This is a genomic window from SAR202 cluster bacterium, from assembly GCA_016872355.1.
Taxonomy (GTDB): domain Bacteria; phylum Chloroflexota; class Dehalococcoidia; order Lucifugimonadales; family VGZY01; genus VGZY01.
In genome coordinates this window covers 27315-43306 of the sequence record VGZY01000018.1, presented here as the reverse complement: position 1 = coordinate 43306, position 15992 = coordinate 27315, and the positions used below count along the sequence as shown (strand labels likewise).

General features: G+C 61.4%; 13 protein-coding genes. 8 read left to right on the top strand and 5 right to left on the bottom strand.

Going from position 1 to position 15992, the window contains the following annotated elements; all coding sequences use genetic code 11:
• The first annotated feature begins 338 nt into the window (after nt 1-338).
• The 4 genes from FJ319_05965 (at nt 339) to FJ319_05950 (ending at nt 5676) form a co-directional block, all read left to right on the top strand.
• A complete protein-coding gene (locus FJ319_05965) occupies nt 339-2558 on the top strand; it encodes an ABC transporter substrate-binding protein (GenBank protein ID MBM3933835.1) in 2220 nt (739 codons plus the stop codon).
• A gap of 137 nt (nt 2559-2695) precedes the next feature.
• The gene (locus tag FJ319_05960) at nt 2696-3691 is read left to right on the top strand and encodes an ABC transporter permease (protein ID MBM3933834.1); all 996 of its coding nucleotides are present in this window, start codon (nt 2696-2698) and stop codon (nt 3689-3691) included.
• Nucleotides 3692-3694: 3 nt separating this feature from the next.
• Complete coding sequence (locus FJ319_05955; GenBank protein MBM3933833.1) at nt 3695-4867, top strand: ABC transporter permease; 1173 nt, start codon at nt 3695-3697, stop codon at nt 4865-4867.
• A gap of 17 nt (nt 4868-4884) precedes the next feature.
• Nucleotides 4885-5676 carry a 2,4-dihydroxyhept-2-ene-1,7-dioic acid aldolase gene (locus FJ319_05950; GenBank protein MBM3933832.1) on the top strand — a complete coding sequence of 264 codons (792 nt, stop codon included), beginning with the start codon at nt 4885-4887 and terminating at the stop codon, nt 5674-5676.
• A gap of 19 nt (nt 5677-5695) precedes the next feature.
• Here the strand turns inward: FJ319_05950 and FJ319_05945 are convergent, their stop codons facing one another.
• Genes FJ319_05945 through FJ319_05935 form a run of 3 tightly spaced genes read right to left on the bottom strand, consistent with a single transcriptional unit; the run spans nt 5696 to nt 9369 of the window.
• Nucleotides 5696-6838, bottom strand: coding sequence for a DUF1501 domain-containing protein (locus FJ319_05945; GenBank protein MBM3933831.1), 1143 nt, complete (start codon nt 6836-6838; stop codon nt 5696-5698).
• 30 nt (nt 6839-6868) lie between these two features.
• Complete coding sequence (locus FJ319_05940; GenBank protein MBM3933830.1) at nt 6869-7891, bottom strand: hypothetical protein; 1023 nt, start codon at nt 7889-7891, stop codon at nt 6869-6871.
• Nucleotides 7892-7932: 41 nt separating this feature from the next.
• A complete protein-coding gene (locus FJ319_05935; GenBank protein MBM3933829.1) occupies nt 7933-9369 on the bottom strand; it encodes a DUF1800 domain-containing protein in 1437 nt (478 codons plus the stop codon).
• A 200-nt stretch (nt 9370-9569) separates the two neighbouring features.
• Between FJ319_05935 and FJ319_05930 the strand changes: the two genes are divergently transcribed.
• Entirely contained in the window at nt 9570-10985 is a 1416-nt protein-coding gene (locus tag FJ319_05930) for a glycosyltransferase (protein MBM3933828.1), read from the top strand.
• A 4-nt stretch (nt 10986-10989) separates the two neighbouring features.
• Here the strand turns inward: FJ319_05930 and FJ319_05925 are convergent, their stop codons facing one another.
• Both FJ319_05925 and FJ319_05920 read right to left on the bottom strand, forming a co-directional pair.
• Nucleotides 10990-11202, bottom strand: coding sequence for a hypothetical protein (locus FJ319_05925; protein MBM3933827.1), 213 nt, complete (start codon nt 11200-11202; stop codon nt 10990-10992).
• A 17-nt stretch (nt 11203-11219) separates the two neighbouring features.
• Nucleotides 11220-11726 (bottom strand): hypothetical protein, encoded by a 507-nt coding sequence (locus tag FJ319_05920; GenBank protein ID MBM3933826.1) that lies wholly within the window; start codon nt 11724-11726, stop codon nt 11220-11222.
• A gap of 178 nt (nt 11727-11904) precedes the next feature.
• On the opposite strand from FJ319_05920, the gene FJ319_05915 reads away from it, so the two are divergent.
• From FJ319_05915 to FJ319_05905, 3 genes are read left to right on the top strand one after another with little or no spacing between them, the layout of a single operon-like run.
• Entirely contained in the window at nt 11905-12612 is a 708-nt protein-coding gene (locus FJ319_05915; protein ID MBM3933825.1) for an ABC transporter ATP-binding protein, read from the top strand.
• A gap of 17 nt (nt 12613-12629) precedes the next feature.
• Nucleotides 12630-15614, top strand: coding sequence for an ABC transporter permease (locus tag FJ319_05910; protein MBM3933824.1), 2985 nt, complete (start codon nt 12630-12632; stop codon nt 15612-15614).
• Nucleotides 15494-15991, top strand: a complete 498-nt coding sequence (locus FJ319_05905; protein ID MBM3933823.1) for a cupin domain-containing protein — start codon at nt 15494-15496, stop codon at nt 15989-15991. Before FJ319_05910 ends, FJ319_05905 begins: the two co-directional genes overlap by 121 nt.
• Nucleotide 15992: the final 1 nt, after the last annotated feature.

Genomic DNA, 15992 nt, shown 5'->3' with positions numbered 1-15992 from the left:
CCTTGTTCTGGAGGGGCGTTGCGAGGCAAGTAAGGCCGCTGAGCTGATGGGTGTCGGCGAGCGACATGTGTGGAGAATGCTGTCCCGGTACAGGCAGGAGGGCCTGTCTGCTTATGCCCTTGACTTTGTGTTTGAAATATGTGATAAATTAACCGCTTCAAACGACTCCAGATATGAGGCACAATCTAGAATCCAACAGTCCGGGTGCCTATTTCGTGTCCACAACAGTCCCAAGAACATAGCACCAAACCCAACCCTTCCGATCTCGTCCGTGTACTCAGGCTCATAGTCCGGCCCCACCAAACTCGAAAAGTAATTGCGACTAGGAGGCAAGACCGATGAAGAGGTTTTTGGAACACTGGCGATTAGTTCTGGCAGGCCTTTTGCTGTTGGCGGCGATTTCGTGTACGTCCGATACACCTGCAACTTCCGCCCCCGGGTCGCCGGCCCAACAGCCGACGGCCGCAGCGACTACCGTTTCCGGCGCAACGCCGCAGGCGACTGCGACAGCGGCCCCCGTAGCGACTACCGGTTCCGGCGCAAAGCCGCAGGCGACTGCGACAGCGGCCCCCGCAGCGACTACCGGTTCCGGCGCAAAGCCGCAGGCGACTGCGACAGCGGCCCCCGCAGCATTCAAAGGCTCATTCATCTACTCCGGCCCCGCCGTTACGAAGTTCTCAGAGGCCCCCATGCTCGCCGCACAGGTCAGGGCCGGAACTCTGCCTCCCGTCGAGCAGCGGCTCCCCAAGCCCTCCGACGTAATGGTAGTGCCAGTAGTCGAGAAGATCGGCCAGTACGGCGGCACGTGGCGGCGCGCGTTCACCGGCCCAAACGACGGCCAGAACGCCGACCGCCTCATGATGGACGCCCTAGTCTACTACGACCTGGACGGCACGACGCTCATGCCGAACCTGGCGAAGTCCTGGGAGGAGAGCCCCGACGGCATGGTGTATACCTTCCACCTCCGCAAGGGCGTGAAGTGGTCGGACGGCGCCCCGTTTACGGTTGATGACTTCATGTTCTCCTCCGAGTACATCCTGAACGACGCTGAGCTTAACCCGGGCCGCAATGGCAGGATGGGCTACACGGCACTCGCGCCCAAGTTCGTCAAGGTCGACGACTATACCATCCAGTTCGTCTTCGACAAGTCCCAAAGGGGCTTTATGGACGAAGTGGCCTCGTACCGCATCGGCGGCCTCTCGCTGCACGGTCGCACCGGCTGGCCTCCATACGCCCCGGCGCACTACCTGAAACAGTTCCACAAGGACTTTAATGACCGCGCCGCGGTGGACAATATGGCGAAGGCCGCGGGCTTCCAGACGTGGCCCCTCTTCTTCAAGGAGAAGATGGACGCCCAGCGCAACCTGAACCTGCCCGTCCTGGCGCCCTGGAAGATGACCAGCCCGGCAACCTCGCAGCTGCTCGAGTACGTGCGCAACCCGTATTACTGGGCGGTTGACCCGGCCGGCAACCAGCTCCCGTACATCGACAAGATCTCCATGCAGCTCATAGGCGAGACCGAGGTGCTTAACCTGAAGGCCATTGCCGGCGAGATCGACTTCCAGCACCGCCACATCCTGATGACCAAGGTGCCGGTATACCGCGAGAATGCGGCGCGCGGCAACTACTCGCTGAGGTTCTGGCCGCAGGAGGGCATCCAGGCCGGCATCGGCTTCAACCAGACCTATGGCATGGGCAACCCGAGCGAAGCCGCCGACCCTGAAGTGCAGAAGTGGATACAAAACAAGGACTTCCGGATTGCGATATCCCTTGCGATGGACCGGAAGACAGTGAACGAGGTGCTGTTCCTCGGCACGGGCAAAGAGAAGCAGGCCACGTTCTCCGCTGGCCACCCGTTCTACCCCGGCGCAGACTACGAGTCCAAGTACACCAAGCGGGACCTCGCGGAGGCCAACCGAATGCTGAACGCCATCGGCCTCGACAAGAAGGACTCCAGCGGCTTCAGGCTTCGAACGGACGGCAAAGGCCCTCTTTCCATAGAAGTGGTCTACATATCCCAGTACTTCCTGGACTTCAAGACGCTGGCCGAGATCGTCAAGGAGAACTGGGAGGCGGTAGGAATCAAGGTCAATCTCAAGGCAGAAGACGTTAACCTTTTCGGCCAGCGCCGCCTGAACAATCTTCACCAGGTTGTGGTGGACACGTGCTGCGACCGCCATCCGCTCAACTTCGCCCTTGGCCGCTCCGCCTTCCCGGCGATCTCGGCGTGGTACAACGCCCAGCAGGGCGGCCTGCCGTCAGTCGAACCGTACAATGCTGAGCTCCGGCGCATCAAGGTGCTTAACGATTCGGCCAACGACACAAAGTACGAGAATCGGGCCGCGAACTACATCGAGAACCAGAAGATAGTTATCGACCAGCAGTACTACGTCGGCCTCGTGGGCGATACGCCCGCGTTCAACGGCGTGATCGTGATGAAGAACAACTTCAAGAACGTGCCTCTGAAGGCGCCGAACGTCTCGCTGCTCCAGAATGAAGGAATCGGAAGGACGGTACAGTTCTTCTTCGAGGGCGGCAAGAACGATGCCGGCCAGTAAGTGGCTGGGGTGTCACCAATGGTGACGGCCTGCCGCAACGCTGGCAGTTAGTGAATATGCGCACCCGGTCCGGCAAACCGGGTGCGCTGTTTGATGCGACGGCGCAGGCTACCGTCTGACGAACAGGAGGCCAAAGCATGATTGAGTTTCTTATACGGCGGGCCATCTACGCTGTATTCACGATATTCACGATTTCAATACTTGCGTTCCTCGTTGTTCAGCTCCCACCCGGAGACTTCGTATCCCAATATATTCTCCTCGTGATTGGGCCGGATGTAGCCAACAGCGAGGCGGCGCAAAACATTGCAGAATCGCTTCGAGCGCAATACGGGCTTGACCAGCCGGTGTTCATCCAGTATTTCAAGTGGCTCTGGCTCGTGCTGCAGGGCCATTTCGGCATCTCCCTAGAATACAAGCGCCCCGTGATGGAGATCGTCAGAGAGCACATGCTGCTCACGACGATTCTTGCCTTTGCCACCGTGCTTTTAACCTGGTCCCTGGCAGTTCCAATCGGAATCTACTCCGCAGTTCGCCAGCACTCTATCGGCGACTATGTCGCGACATTTGTCGGTTTCTTTGGGCTGGCTGTGCCGGACTTCTTGCTGGCGCTGGCGCTGCTCTGGATCGGCTACTTCTACTTCGACATGAGCGTGGGCGGGCTTTTCTCCGCCCATTACATCAATGCGCCCTGGAGCATGGGGCGCGTTGTGGACCTTCTGTCTCACATGTGGATTCCTGCAATAGTGCTCGGCACGTCCGGCACGGCTGGCCTGATACGCATCATGCGCGCCAATTTGCTGGATGAGCTGCGCAAGCCGTACGTCTTGACCGCGCGCGCGAAGGGGATGTCCGAGATCAAGCTCATTCTCAAGTACCCGGTGCGTGTCGCACTCAACCCTGTCGTCAGCACGGTCGGTTACGTTCTGCCGTTCCTGCTTTCGGGCAGCGTCATCGTTTCCGTGGTGCTCAGCCTCCCCACCGTTGGGCCGCTGCTCCTGCGGGCGCTCCGCACGGAGGACATGTTCATGGCAAGCACCATCGTGCTCCTCCTGGGCACCCTCACAGTCATAGGCACGTTTATCTCCGACGTGCTGCTGGTGCTCCTGGACCCTCGAATAAGGCTGGTGAAATAAACTATGGTCAAGGAACACGAGCAAGAGCTACCCAAAGCTGTACCAGGCGCAGCGGAAGCTGCGGACCAGCGTACGGCGGAGAACCTCAAGCAGGAAGAGAAGGTCTCGCTAGCCAGCCAGTGGAAGCTCATGTGGTGGAAGTTCCGCCGCCACAAACTAGCGCTGATTTCGGCCTTCGTCATTCTCGGCTTTTACCTGATAGCAATATTCGCGGACTTCCTTTCGAGCGCTAACCCCAGGCAATCGCAAGCCTCGATCGCGTACATGCCGCCGCAGACCATTCGCTGGTTCGACAACGGCTTCAATCCGCATGTGATCAGTGTCACGGGCCGAAGGGACCCTGAGACCTTCGCCCGCGTGTTTACATACGACGAAAGCAAGAAGCTCCCTGTCCGTCCGTTCGCAAGGGGCTACGAATACAAACTTCTCGGCCTGATCAAGACGGACCGTCACCTTATCGGCGTCGTGGGCGATCCTGACCGGACTTCACCGTATCTGCTGGGGACGGACTTGTTCGGCCGCGACCAGCTCTCGCGCATAGTGCACGGGACGCGTGTGTCGCTGACCATCGGACTTGCCGGCGTTGCGGCCAGCCTGGTGCTGGGTGTTGTGCTCGGCAGTATTTCCGGATACTACGGCGGCATCCCGGATACGATCATCCAGCGCCTCATCGAGGTGACGCGCTCCGTGCCCACAATACCGCTGTGGATTGCGCTGGCAGCGGCGGTGCCGAGGGACTGGAGCGTGCACCGTATCTACTTAGCGATCACCATAATAATCTCGCTCTTCCTGTGGACCGAGCTGGGGCGCGTCGTGCGAGGGCGGTTCCTTTCTCTCCGCGAGGAGGACTACATCACCGCGGCTCGGCTTTCCGGTTCCAAGGACAGGCGAATAATCTTCAAGCACATGGTGCCGAACTTCACGAGCCACCTGATCGCAGCAACGACACTGGCGATTCCGTTCATGATCATCAGCGAGACGGCGCTGAGCTTCCTTGGCCTCGGACTCCGCCCGCCGGCGCTAAGCTGGGGGGTGCTGCTCCAGGAGGCGCAGAACATTCAGACCGTGGCGCTGTACCCCTGGCTCACGTTCCCGGCCATACCGGTCACGCTGGCGGTGCTCGCGTTCAACTTCGTCGGCGACGGCCTGCGCGACGCCGCCGACCCGTATAAATAACATCCGGAGATCCCTCCATGCGCCCTAACAGACTTCGCGAGTTGATGAAGGCCGGCAAGCCCAGCGTGGGCACCAACATCATGGTCTTTTCCCCGGACGTGGTGGAGATACTCGGCTACGCCGGGGGTTACGACTACGTGGAGGTGGAGGCGGAGTATATGCCGTACGACCTCCACGACCTGGACAACCTGGCGAGGGCGATGGAGCTGCACAACATCGCCGGGATGATCAAGATAGACCAGGAGCCGCGGACGTTTGTCGCGACCCGGGCCATAGGGTCTGGGATACAGAATATTCTGTTCGCAGACGTGCGCACTGTTGAGGACGTGAAGGAGTGCGTGACCGCCGTGCGCGCGGAGACGCCGCAGACGGGCGGGCGACACGGCTCAGGCGACCGCCGTTTCTACAAGTACTTCTTCCAGAGCGGCACGCCGGACTACGTGCAGGCGCTGGAAGACTGCGTTGTGGCGCTGATGATAGAGAAACGACAGGCCGTGGAGAACCTTGACGCGATTCTGGAAGTGCCGGGTGTGGACATGGTGGTGTTCGGCGGCAACGACTACTCGATGAGCATCGGCCGGCCTGGCCAGGCGCGCGACCCGGAGGTTCAGAAGGTCCAGGACGCGATGATAAAGAAGGCGCTGGCGAAGGGCGTTCACCCCCGCGTGGGCGTCCGCAACCTGGACGCCGCGAAGCGGTACCTCGACATGGGCGTGCGCCATTTCTCGCTGGGCACGGACCTGTACATCCTGTACGACTACTGGAAGCGCAACGCGGAGTCGCTGCGTGGCGTTATCGAGGGGCGGTAACGCCGCTGGCCGTTACTGCCTATTTCCTCACGAAATCGAATTGCTCGAACGTGCCGGCGAGGTTTGTCTTCGAGTCCAGGCCCAGCCACTGCTCCAGGATTGTGGCGTAGGTCGACCGGAAGTCGTTGTTGAAGTGGAGGTCGCCGTCGAGCTGGTCCTCAAGCCTGAGCGACGGGTACTCGCCGTACATGCCGCCCTTGACGCCGCCGCCGAAGATGAACGCAGACCCGCCTGAGCCATGGTCCGTCCCGTCGCCGTTGTCCTTCACGCGGCGGCCGAACTCGCTGAACGCGAAGACCAGCACCTCGTCCTCCATGCCGTGCTCGCGCACATCGTCCAGAAAGTCGCGGATCGCCGCGGCGGCGTGGGTGATCAGCTTGCCGTGCGTGTTCGCCTGGTCGGCGTGAGTGTCGTAGCTGCCCTGCTGCGTGTAGTAGATTCGCGTGCCGAAGCCCGCGAACATGACCTGCGCGACATTTTTGAGGCTCTGCGCCAGTGGGTCCGAGCCGTACTCTACGGACGAAGTGTACTTCGAAGGCGCCGTCCGGAGGATATCCGCCCCGCGCAGGGCGCTGGTGCCCGTCTGGCCCAGGAAGCTCAGCACGGCGTCCCGCCCGTCCACGCCGCCGTACATCTCCGAGAAGCAGTCCAGCGCGTACTTCCGCAGCCACTCGTCTTGCTTGTCCGGGAACAGGCCGTAGGTCTCCAGGTTGCCGCCGACCGAGGCCACCGGAACGCCGCTGCAGGAGAGGACGCGCGGCAGGCCCTTCCCGAAGTTAACGCCTGTGAGCACGTTCTCGCCGCGCGGGTCCAGGTCCCGTATCGCCCGTCCCAGCCAGCCGTCGTTGCCGATCTTCGCCGGCTCAGCGGTGTGCCAGATATCCATAGAGCGGAAGTGGGAGCGGTTCGGGCTGGGGTAGCCGATGCCGTTGATGATCGCCATCTTCCCCTCGTCCCACAGCCCCTTGAGCGGCGCCAGCCTCGGGTTGAACCCGAATCGGTCGTCCAGCTTGATTACCTTGTCCGCTTCCACCTTCACCGACTGGCGGAAGTCGTGGTACAGGCCGTCCGTGTAAGGGACGATCGTGTTGAGCACATCGTTGCCGCCGGAGAGCTGCACAACGACGAGTGAGCGCTTCCTGGTCCCGTTGCCGGTAGCCATCATTCACCATCCTTGTCGGTCTTGAAAAGCCTACTTCGCCCGCTCGTATACCTGGATCCTGTGCCGGTTGCGCTCCACGACGAGCACCCGACCGGCGCTGTCTACCTTTACGGAAACGGGCGCCCAGAAGTATTTTTCCATGTGCCAGGACTCTTCGTACGGGTCCCCGCTGTAGGGGGACAGATCCGGCTCAAGGTTGGACTGCGCGCGCGCCCGGCCCTCGTCGTAGCTGCTCTGGAAGAACTCCTCCGCCCACTTCGAGGCCGTGGCCTGCCCGCGCAGGCTCTGGACGAACCGCCCCTCCGGGTCCAGTACCTGGACGCGGTGGTTGCCCCAGTCGGTCACGTACATGTATCCCTGCGCGTCCACGGCGATGCTGGAGGGACGGTTGAATTCGCCGTCGCCGTCGCCGGAGCGGCCGTAGCTGGCGATGTACGTGCCGTTCGGCGCGAACTGCTGGATTCGGTCGTTGCCCCAGTCCGCCACGTAAATGTCGCCGTAACGCGGTACGCAAATCCCCCAAGGGAGGTTGAACTCCCCGTAGTTAAGGCCTTCGTGGCCGAAGCACTGCAGCAGGGCGCCGTCCTTAGTGAACTTCTGGATGCGGTTGTTCTGGTGGTCGACGACGAAGAGGTTCCCCTCCCAGTCGAAAGACAGGCCGCAGGGGCCGTTCAACTTCCCCGGCTCAGTGCCTTGCTCGCCCCACCTGGTGATGAACTTGTGGTCCGGCGAGAAGATGGAGATGTTATTCAGGTACTCATCGGCCACGTAGATATTGCCCGCGTTGTCGCAGGCGATGGCGGTGGACCAGATGAACTGGCCGGGCCCCTTGCCATGGGACGCGAACTTGCCGAAATACTCGCTATCGATATTGCACGCAAGGACCTGAACGCCGCGCGTGTCGCCGTCGTGGCCCCTGCCGAGCACGTATATGCGGCCGTCGTTCCGGAAGGCCAGGTCGGTGGGGTAATAGAACCCCCGTCCCTCCATGGCTGCGATGCCGAGGGTGAAGCTGTATTTCAGGAACGGCTTGCGAGCGGTCGAAAGGGCCATGCGTCATTCCTCCAGCGGTGGTGTTGGTCCCGTGTGAGCCGCTATCCCCTCTGGTAGTCCGGCGAAGCCGCGATCATCTCCAGGATGCCCGCGACGCGCTTCTCATCCAGCCCGCCGTTCGGCTGCGCGCCTCCGGCCCCCTGCGTTTTGGCCGCGAAGTTCACGAGCGCCTTTCGCGTATTGTCCGAGACGGTTACGGCGCCCATCTGGTCCAGGCATCTCTCGACGAGATCCCGGGGCGAGGCCTTGCCGCCGGCCTCGGCCATGACCTTGCCGATCATCTCATTGACGCCCGGGCGCGTGATGTCGCCGATGGCCTTTGCGGAGAAGTTGACTCGGTCCATGGATGAGCCGGTGTTGATCCATTCGGTGCCCTGGTGCCAGCCTTCGACGCTGGGAGGGTTGATGAGCGTCTGGCCCATCGTCATCATCTCGCCCGTCATCTGCTGCATGCGGGGGTCTGGCTTCCGAAGGTCCCCTGAGATCTTGAGCGTACCCACAACCAGCTCCGCCGGGCTCTTTACCTTGGCGTACCAGACGGACTTGTCCTTGAAGAAGTCCGAGGTGAACAGGGCGCGGAGCATCTCGCGAATGCTGTACCCGCCCTCGAAGTAGGCCTGTGACAGTATGTCGATGGCGCGCGGGTCGCGCGGCGGCTGGTAGGGCCACTGCGGCACAGGCGGCTCGTCAGCTACGAAGAAGTGGTACATGTGGCGGGCGACAAAGCGCGCCGTGGCGGGCTGCCTGCAGATGATCTGGACAATGTCCTCGCCGTTGAAGCGCCCGTTGTGGCCAAGGAAGGTCTTTGTGCCGTTGTCGTGGTCCTTGGGGCGGTACTCGAACTCGAATGCGCTGCGGCCATAAGGCCATAGCGAGTCGTTGCGGGCCTTCATCGTCACGTATTCGGTGTTCGCGACCGTCCAGCCCGTGAAGGCGCGGGCGGCCTCTTTCAGGTCCTGCTCGGTGTAGTTGCCGACTCCCATGGAGAAGAGCTCCAGCAGCTCCCGGCCGTAGTTCTCGTTGATCGCGCCGTTGTGGTTCTCCTGGTTGTCCAGCCAGATAATCATCGAAGGGTCTTTGGAGAGCGCCACAAGCAAGGTCGGCAGGTCGCCCATGCCGTGCTTTCGGAACGTGGCGATCTGCTCCATGAGGACCTTACCCTGAGTGAGCTTGGCGTAGCCCGTGGCGAACACGTTGTGCCAGAAGAGTGCCACCTTCTCAAGCAGGGGTGTGTTGGAGTTGAGCATCCTGTAGAGCCAGTACGAATGGGCTCCGGAGAGGCCTATGAAGCCCGAGTAGTCAGGGTGGTAGCGGCGGAGAAGGTCGTGGCGTATGCCGTCCGGGGCGTCGGTGTCCAGCAGGTCGGTGACGGTCGCCTGGTAGCCTTTGGCGGCGCGCCGCTCAAGCTCATCCCTGCTGGCCCCAAAGCCGGCCCGTCTCATTAGGTGTCCCATCAATCGCACATCTTGTTCTGCCATTGACGCTGCCTCCGGCGCGGAAATCCAAATATTCCAGCCCATAATTGATAAAAGCAAATTATAAAAAGGCAGTGGCCTTGCGTCAAGAATCAGGGGATGCCGATTTCTTGACCGATTCCTTTTCAGCCGGCAAGCGCCGTTATGCTATAGGGTGCTGGGTATACCCGAGTGCGGGGTGAACGCCAGGGCGCGGTGCGATTATGGGTGAAGTTACCTTTGTAGTTGTAAGCTTTGAAGGGCCGGACCACTATTCCTGCGGAGGCGGCCTGGGCAGCCGCGTCACTGAGCTGACGCAGGTGCTGTCACGCATGGGCTTCGAGACGCATCTCTTCTTCATAGGCGAGCCTTACCTGTCCGGCCACGAGACCCTGGAGAACGGGAAGCTGGTGCTCCACCGGTGGTGCCAGTGGATCAGCCGGTACCACCCGGCCGGCGTTTACGACGGCGAAGAGGCCAAGCTGGCCGATTGGGACAAGTCCCTGCCTTCGTGGATGGAGACGGAGCTGCTGGCAAAGAAGGTGGAAGAGGGCGGCCAGGTGATGGTGATGGCGGAGGAGTGGCAGACCGCTACCGCTGTGATCAACCTCGCCGAGGTGGTGCGCAAGCGCGGGTGGCAAGACAACGTTAAGGTCCTCTGGAACGCCAACAACACCTTCTCATTCCACCGCATCAACTGGGACTCCCTCAAGAGTTCATGCACAGTGACGACAGTCAGCCGGTACATGAAGCACGAGATGTGGAAGTACGGGGTGGACGCGCGCGTCCTGCCGAACGGAATCGCCGACGAGTGGCTGGACCCGATCGACCGTCGGTCGGTGTCGCAGCTATCGGCATTGCTGTGGAACAGGTTGTCTCTGCTCAAGGTAGCAAGGTGGGACCCGGACAAGCGGTGGCTCATGGCGGCAGACGCCGCGGCGGAGCTCAAGCGGATGGGACTGCGGCCTCTCCTGCTGGCGCGTGGGGGAGTTGAAAACCACAAGCTCGAGGTGTTGGCCCGCATACGCGAGCACGGAATGCGCACCGCGCCCGTGCACTGGTCCGGGCAGGAGCCGGGAGCGATGATTGAGGCTAATGCGCCGGCGATCAACGCTGACGTGATCGACTTCCAGGTATACCTCTCTATGGCGCAGCGCAAGGTGCTCTACCGGGCGGTGGACGCAGTGCTGGCCAACAGCGGCATCGAGCCGTTCGGGCTGGTGGGGCTGGAGACGATGGTGGTGGGAGGAATTGCTTTCGTGGGTAGCACAGGAGAGGACTACGCCACGCCCGGTTACGACGCGGTTTCGATACAGTCAGCCGACCCGAAAGAGATCGTTCACCACGCGTCGTACCTGTACCAGCACCGTTACGGCGAGATCGCGACCAAGATGCGCCGCATGGCGCGGCGGTCGGCGGCCAAGTACACCTGGCGGGCGGTAATCGACCGTGTGCTGCTGCCGTTCCTCAGCGAGATCGGGCTCTCGGTGCCGTCAAGGGAGGGGGTCGTCCCGAACGCGGGGCAGGCTGACCGTGGGGAGCAGGCAGGACAGACAGAGGAGGAGACCAGCCCTCCGGTAGAGGCGGACGTTCCTCCTTCCGCGAATGGCAAGTCAGGCTACGTAGCTACGCCTATCTGACGGGCTAGAAGCGGCCTCTGAGACGCTCTTTCCAGTTGCGCCGGTCGCCCGGGCGCGGCACCAGCCGTTGAACAATCGTGATCGCAACCAGTATGACTATTACCGTCACCGCCATCACGAGGTAAGTAATCACGTCGCCCAGCGCGGCGGTCCCCAGGATGTACAGTGACGCGGCGGTGGCCAGCCCATGCAGTCTGCTGCCTGCTATTCGTCTCATCGGCTTCCTCCGGGCGGCTAGGCTACAGTCTCCATCCTCGGGTACTCGTCTTCAGGCGTGTGCTCATCGCACTGGTAGAACTGCTGCACAACCATCACGGCGTGCGTTGCCGGCCTGCCGCACGGGCGCACGGCAAATCCGCCCCCCACCTCAACAAAGTCGCAACGCTCGCTCCGGCTGCGAATGGGGATAAACTCAACGTCCGGCTCGTACTCTTCCTCGCTGTGCACGTGGCCATTCCCGTTGCCGTTGCTGCCTGCCTCGCCGAGCTCTGCCTGGCTCTCAGCAACGTGGCGCGAGCAGTAGTGCTCCTCCACGTACTTCTCAAAGACGGCCCACGTGGCGGGCTTGCCGCACATCTCGCCCAGGTCATCGACATCATCGGCTTCGGAGCCCTCCGCGTCGTCCCCTTCCAGGTCCGCTACCCACTCGCACGCGTACTCGGCGTCGGGGTCCAGGTCCGTGTCGTCAATCTCATCCAGAGAGACCGCCCAGTTTTCCTGAACGTCGCAGAGCTCGCACATTTGTGGGTTTCCTTCAAGCGAATTGCCGGACACAGTCGGAACATGTAATAAGCTTACCCGTTAACCTCAAAAGCGTCAAAGCGTCAAATCCGGCCCGTTCGGCCACGGGCAAATCTGATACAATAATGGTTGTTCGCTTTTTCGCGAGAAGTCTGACCGGACCTACGTGGAGGCGCATATGCAGGACTCGAAAGACCTTATTATCCAGGCTAAAGAACTTACCAAGACATACAGCACAGGTAAGGTTGAAGTACACGCTCTGAACGGTGTGGACCTTCAGATCAGGCACGGAGAAATGGTGGCCATCATGGGGCCTTCCGGTTGCGGAAAAACGACGCTCCTGAACACCCTCTCCGGCCTGGATGACATATCGGGCGGAGATGTGCAAATCGATGGCGCCAGCCTTCACCAGATGTCCGACAAGAAGCGCACCCGCTACCGGGCCGAGAAGATGGGCTTTGTGTTCCAGTCTTTCAACCTGTTGCCGGTTTTGAGCGCAGTCGAAAACGTGGAGCTGCCCCTGCTTGTGGCGGGCGTCAACCCAAAGGACGCCCGCAAGCGCGCTCAGGCCATGCTGGAGCTCGTGGGCCTGGAAGACCAGGCGCCGAAGCGCCCGGCCGAAATGTCCGGCGGGCAACAGCAGCGGGTCACTATCGCCAGGGCGCTGGTCAATGAGCCCGCGATCGTGTGGGCGGACGAGCCGACCGGCAATCTCGACAGCGAGACCTCGAAGGACATCATGGACCTGATGTGCCGTCTCAACGAAGAGAAGAGGCAGACATTCGTGGTTGTAACTCACGATCCTGCGGTCGGCAGCCGCGCGGCGCGCATTATCAGGATGCGCGACGGGAAGATAGAGAGCGACGATTCCAACCACAAGCGCTAGGGACTTGGGAGCCCAAGATGGAAAAGCTTTTCGGTATCCCCCTTGACCAGCTCATGGTCATACTGCTGGTAATCTTCATCGCCGGGACGGCGGTCGTGGCGCTCATGGCGATGCGCAACCCCGTTCTATTCAAGATGGCAGTCAGGAATATCCCCAGGCGCAGGGCGCAGACTGTGCTGATAATCATCGGCCTGATGCTCGCGACCCTCCTGTTCTCAGCGTCCTTTGCGACGGGCGACACGATGACGTATTCGATCCGGGTACAGGCCGTTAAGCAACTCGGGCAGGTTGACCTGTTGGTGGCTTCAGAGGCCACCGACGTTACCGGTCGTTCGGCGACCTTCAATGCTTCACGAATGCAGGAAGTAGAGGCCGCCCTGGCCGGCGACTCCACCGTCGGCGGCATAGCGCCGCTTCTCACGGAGACCGCCCCAGTTGTCTCCCCGTCCAACCGGCTCAGTGAGCCGAACGTCTCCGTCCTGGGTTTTGATGAGGCCCGAATGGGGGCGTTCGACAGGCTGACGGCCGCTGACGGCTCGACGCTTTCGCTATCCTCTCTCGCGCCCGGCCGTGTTTACGTAAGCCAGGACCTGGCAAGCGAAATCGAAGTTGATCAGGGAGAGTCGTTCCTGCTCTTCCTTGGTCCGGAGCCCACCACGCTCACGGTAGCCGGAATCTACGTGTCCGGTGCGAACCCAGGCGGCGCCGAGTCCATAGCCATGCCCCTTGAAGCTCTCCAGCAGATGACCGGCCGCGCGGGCAGAATCAGCTCCGTGATCATCTCCACCACAGGCGGAGAGATCGACGGCGCGGATGCGGCGGCGGCGCTTTCGGACAAACTGGAGACGGCGCTCGAAGGCTCCGGCCTGGCGGTGCGCGAGGTCAAGCAGGAGGCGCTGGATACTGCGAACGAGCTTGGCTCTGCGTTCGCCGGTATTTTCCTCCTCTTCGGCCAGTTTTCCGTAGCCGCTGGCATCATGCTGATCTTTCTAATATTCGTCATGCTTGCCGCGGAGCGGAAGCGCGAGCTCGGAATCGCCAGGGCGGTAGGCACCCAGCAGGGGCAGGTGATGCGCCTGTTCGCATTCGAAGGCGCCCTGTACTCGCTTATCGCCGCGGCTGTGGGCAGTGCGCTGGGAATCGTCGTCGGGTGGGTGATGGTGCGACTTCTCGCGGCGGCGATCGGGCAGTTCGACGGGCCGGAGCTTGACCTCGTCTTCTACTTCAACTGGAAGAGCCTCGTTATTTCGTACACGCTCGGAATGGCGTTCACTTTCTTTATTGTCGTGCTGGCCTCATGGCGCGCGAGCCGCCAGAACGTCATCCGCGCTATCAGAGATATTCCGGACCCGAAGGTCCACCGAAAGAGCGGGCGCGGACTGATCATTGCCATCGTCATACTGATCCTCGGCGCGCTGTTTGCAATGAGCGGACTCGGCGGCAAGCAGGCGGCCCCCTTCATGCTCGGGACTTCGATGCTCATCATCGGCGTGCCCATGCTCCTCCGGCGCTTCTTCCTGGGCACGCGCGCGGCCTACACAATCGCCGGTCTGGGAGTCGTCGGTTGGTGGCTCCTGCCGGCCTCAGTAACTGAGACCTTCCTGCCTGAGTTGAGCGCCTCCATCGAGATGTTCTTTCTGTCCGGCCTGATGGTCGTAATCGGCGCGGTGTGGGCCGTCGTTTACAACGCGGACCTGATTATGGCGGTCGTGGTGGCGGTGTTCGGCCGCATCAGCGGCCTGCCGCCGGTGTTGAAGACGGCAGTGTCCTATCCAATGCAAAACCGTTTCAGGACCGGCATGACACTGGCGATGTTCTCACTGGTCATCTTTACGCTGATCGTCATGGCATTCATACTGCACTCCCAGGCCGGCCTCCTGAGTGACCACAGGCGAATCGGCGGGGGCTTTGACATCATGATTAACACAGGGTACACAAACCCCGTCCAGGACCTGGAGTCTGCGCTTCTCGGCGTACCTGGCGTGGACCGCAACGACATTGAGGCGGTCGCCGGCACGGCCACGGTGGCGGTCAAGGCCAGGCAGGTCGGCTCTGAGAAGGAACCGGAGGACATGCCCTTCGACGGGCTGGACCGGGGGTATTCGGAGCATATTACGTACAAAATTTCCCAGAAGGCGGCCGGTTACGAGACCGACAGGGATGTATGGATGGCTCTCCAGAACGAGCCGGACACCGCCGTCGTTTCGTCATTCATAGTGCCTGCCAGGCGAAACTACGATGTTAATGCCGGTGGACCAACGTTCCGGCTGGAGGGGTTCTTCCGCGAGGACGAAGTTGTTCCGGCCGACATCTTCGTGGACGTGACCAACGAACTCACGGGGAACACCCGCCGCCTGCGGGTGATCGGCGTGATAGAGCAGACAGCGTTCCTTGGCTCATTCGGCTTCGCCTCCTCTATGGAGACGGTCGAAGGGCTGATCGGTCAGCCGGTGCCGAGGCTCAGGTACTTCGTCAGGGTGAGGGATGGCGCGGACGCCTTCGCAATGTCACGGGCAATCGAGTCTGCGTTCCTGGAAAACGGGGCGCAGACGGAGTCGCTTGACGAGTTCCTTCAGACACAGGTGAACGCGAACCTGATGATCAACAACCTTTTGCAGGGATTCATGAGCCTCGGGCTCGTTGTCGGCATCGCTGCACTCGGGGTAATTGCCGCCCGGTCCGTCGTTGAACGTCGACAGCAGATAGGCATGCTCCGGGCCGTGGGCTTTCAGAAGTCGCAGGTACAGCTCTCATTCCTTCTCGAGTCATCGTTCATCGCGCTCCTCGGCATCGCGCTTGGTGTCGCCCTGGGCGCGAGCCTGTCTGTGCAGATAGTTGCGGAAGTATCCCGGGAGTTCGAAGGCGCGAGCTACGAGGTCCCATGGATGAACATAGCCGTCGTCGTAGTCGTGGCCTACCTGGCGTCCCTATTGACAACATTCCTTCCGGCAAGGCAAGCTTCGATGGTCTATCCTGCCGAGGCGCTGCGGTTTATAGACTAGCCGATGAGAGGGCAGAAATGTACTACAAGGAAAATGAGAGCAGCAACGTCGTCTCGATGAACATCCACCACGGGGAGGGCGAGATCACCCGGAGGAAGTTCTTCGGCCAGTCTAGCCGCCTCCCTATCCGGATGGAGGTCTGGGAGCTCCAGCCCGGCGTGAGCGAGGGCGGCCACACCCATGGCGGCGACAGCGCCCTCGAGGAGATCTACTACTTCACGCAGGGCAAGGGTGTGATGTGGTGCGACGGTAAGGACGTTGATGTTAAGGCCGGCGACGCGATCATGGTGCCTCCCGGGGTGGACCACGGTTTCCGCAACACGGGTAACGAAATTCTCAAGCTCGTCATAATCTGGGGTAAGCCCAAAGTCGAGTAGG

Excerpts from the sequence above, each read along its gene's own strand:
- FJ319_05965 (MBM3933835.1), top strand. The coding sequence starts at position 339 with ATGAAGAGGTTTTTGGAACACTGGCGATTAGTTCTGGCAGGCCTTTTG.
- FJ319_05960 (MBM3933834.1), top strand. The coding sequence starts at position 2,696 with ATGATTGAGTTTCTTATACGGCGGGCCATCTACGCTGTATTCACGATA.
- FJ319_05955 (MBM3933833.1), top strand. The coding sequence starts at position 3,695 with ATGGTCAAGGAACACGAGCAAGAGCTACCCAAAGCTGTACCAGGCGCA.
- FJ319_05950 (MBM3933832.1), top strand. The coding sequence starts at position 4,885 with ATGCGCCCTAACAGACTTCGCGAGTTGATGAAGGCCGGCAAGCCCAGC.
- FJ319_05945 (MBM3933831.1), bottom strand. The coding sequence starts at position 6,838 with ATGGCTACCGGCAACGGGACCAGGAAGCGCTCACTCGTCGTTGTGCAG.
- FJ319_05940 (MBM3933830.1), bottom strand. The coding sequence starts at position 7,891 with ATGGCCCTTTCGACCGCTCGCAAGCCGTTCCTGAAATACAGCTTCACC.
- FJ319_05935 (MBM3933829.1), bottom strand. The coding sequence starts at position 9,369 with ATGGCAGAACAAGATGTGCGATTGATGGGACACCTAATGAGACGGGCC.
- FJ319_05930 (MBM3933828.1), top strand. The coding sequence starts at position 9,570 with ATGGGTGAAGTTACCTTTGTAGTTGTAAGCTTTGAAGGGCCGGACCAC.
- FJ319_05925 (MBM3933827.1), bottom strand. The coding sequence starts at position 11,202 with ATGAGACGAATAGCAGGCAGCAGACTGCATGGGCTGGCCACCGCCGCG.
- FJ319_05920 (MBM3933826.1), bottom strand. The coding sequence starts at position 11,726 with ATGTGCGAGCTCTGCGACGTTCAGGAAAACTGGGCGGTCTCTCTGGAT.
- FJ319_05915 (MBM3933825.1), top strand. The coding sequence starts at position 11,905 with ATGCAGGACTCGAAAGACCTTATTATCCAGGCTAAAGAACTTACCAAG.
- FJ319_05910 (MBM3933824.1), top strand. The coding sequence starts at position 12,630 with ATGGAAAAGCTTTTCGGTATCCCCCTTGACCAGCTCATGGTCATACTG.
- FJ319_05905 (MBM3933823.1), top strand. The coding sequence starts at position 15,494 with ATGGATGAACATAGCCGTCGTCGTAGTCGTGGCCTACCTGGCGTCCCT.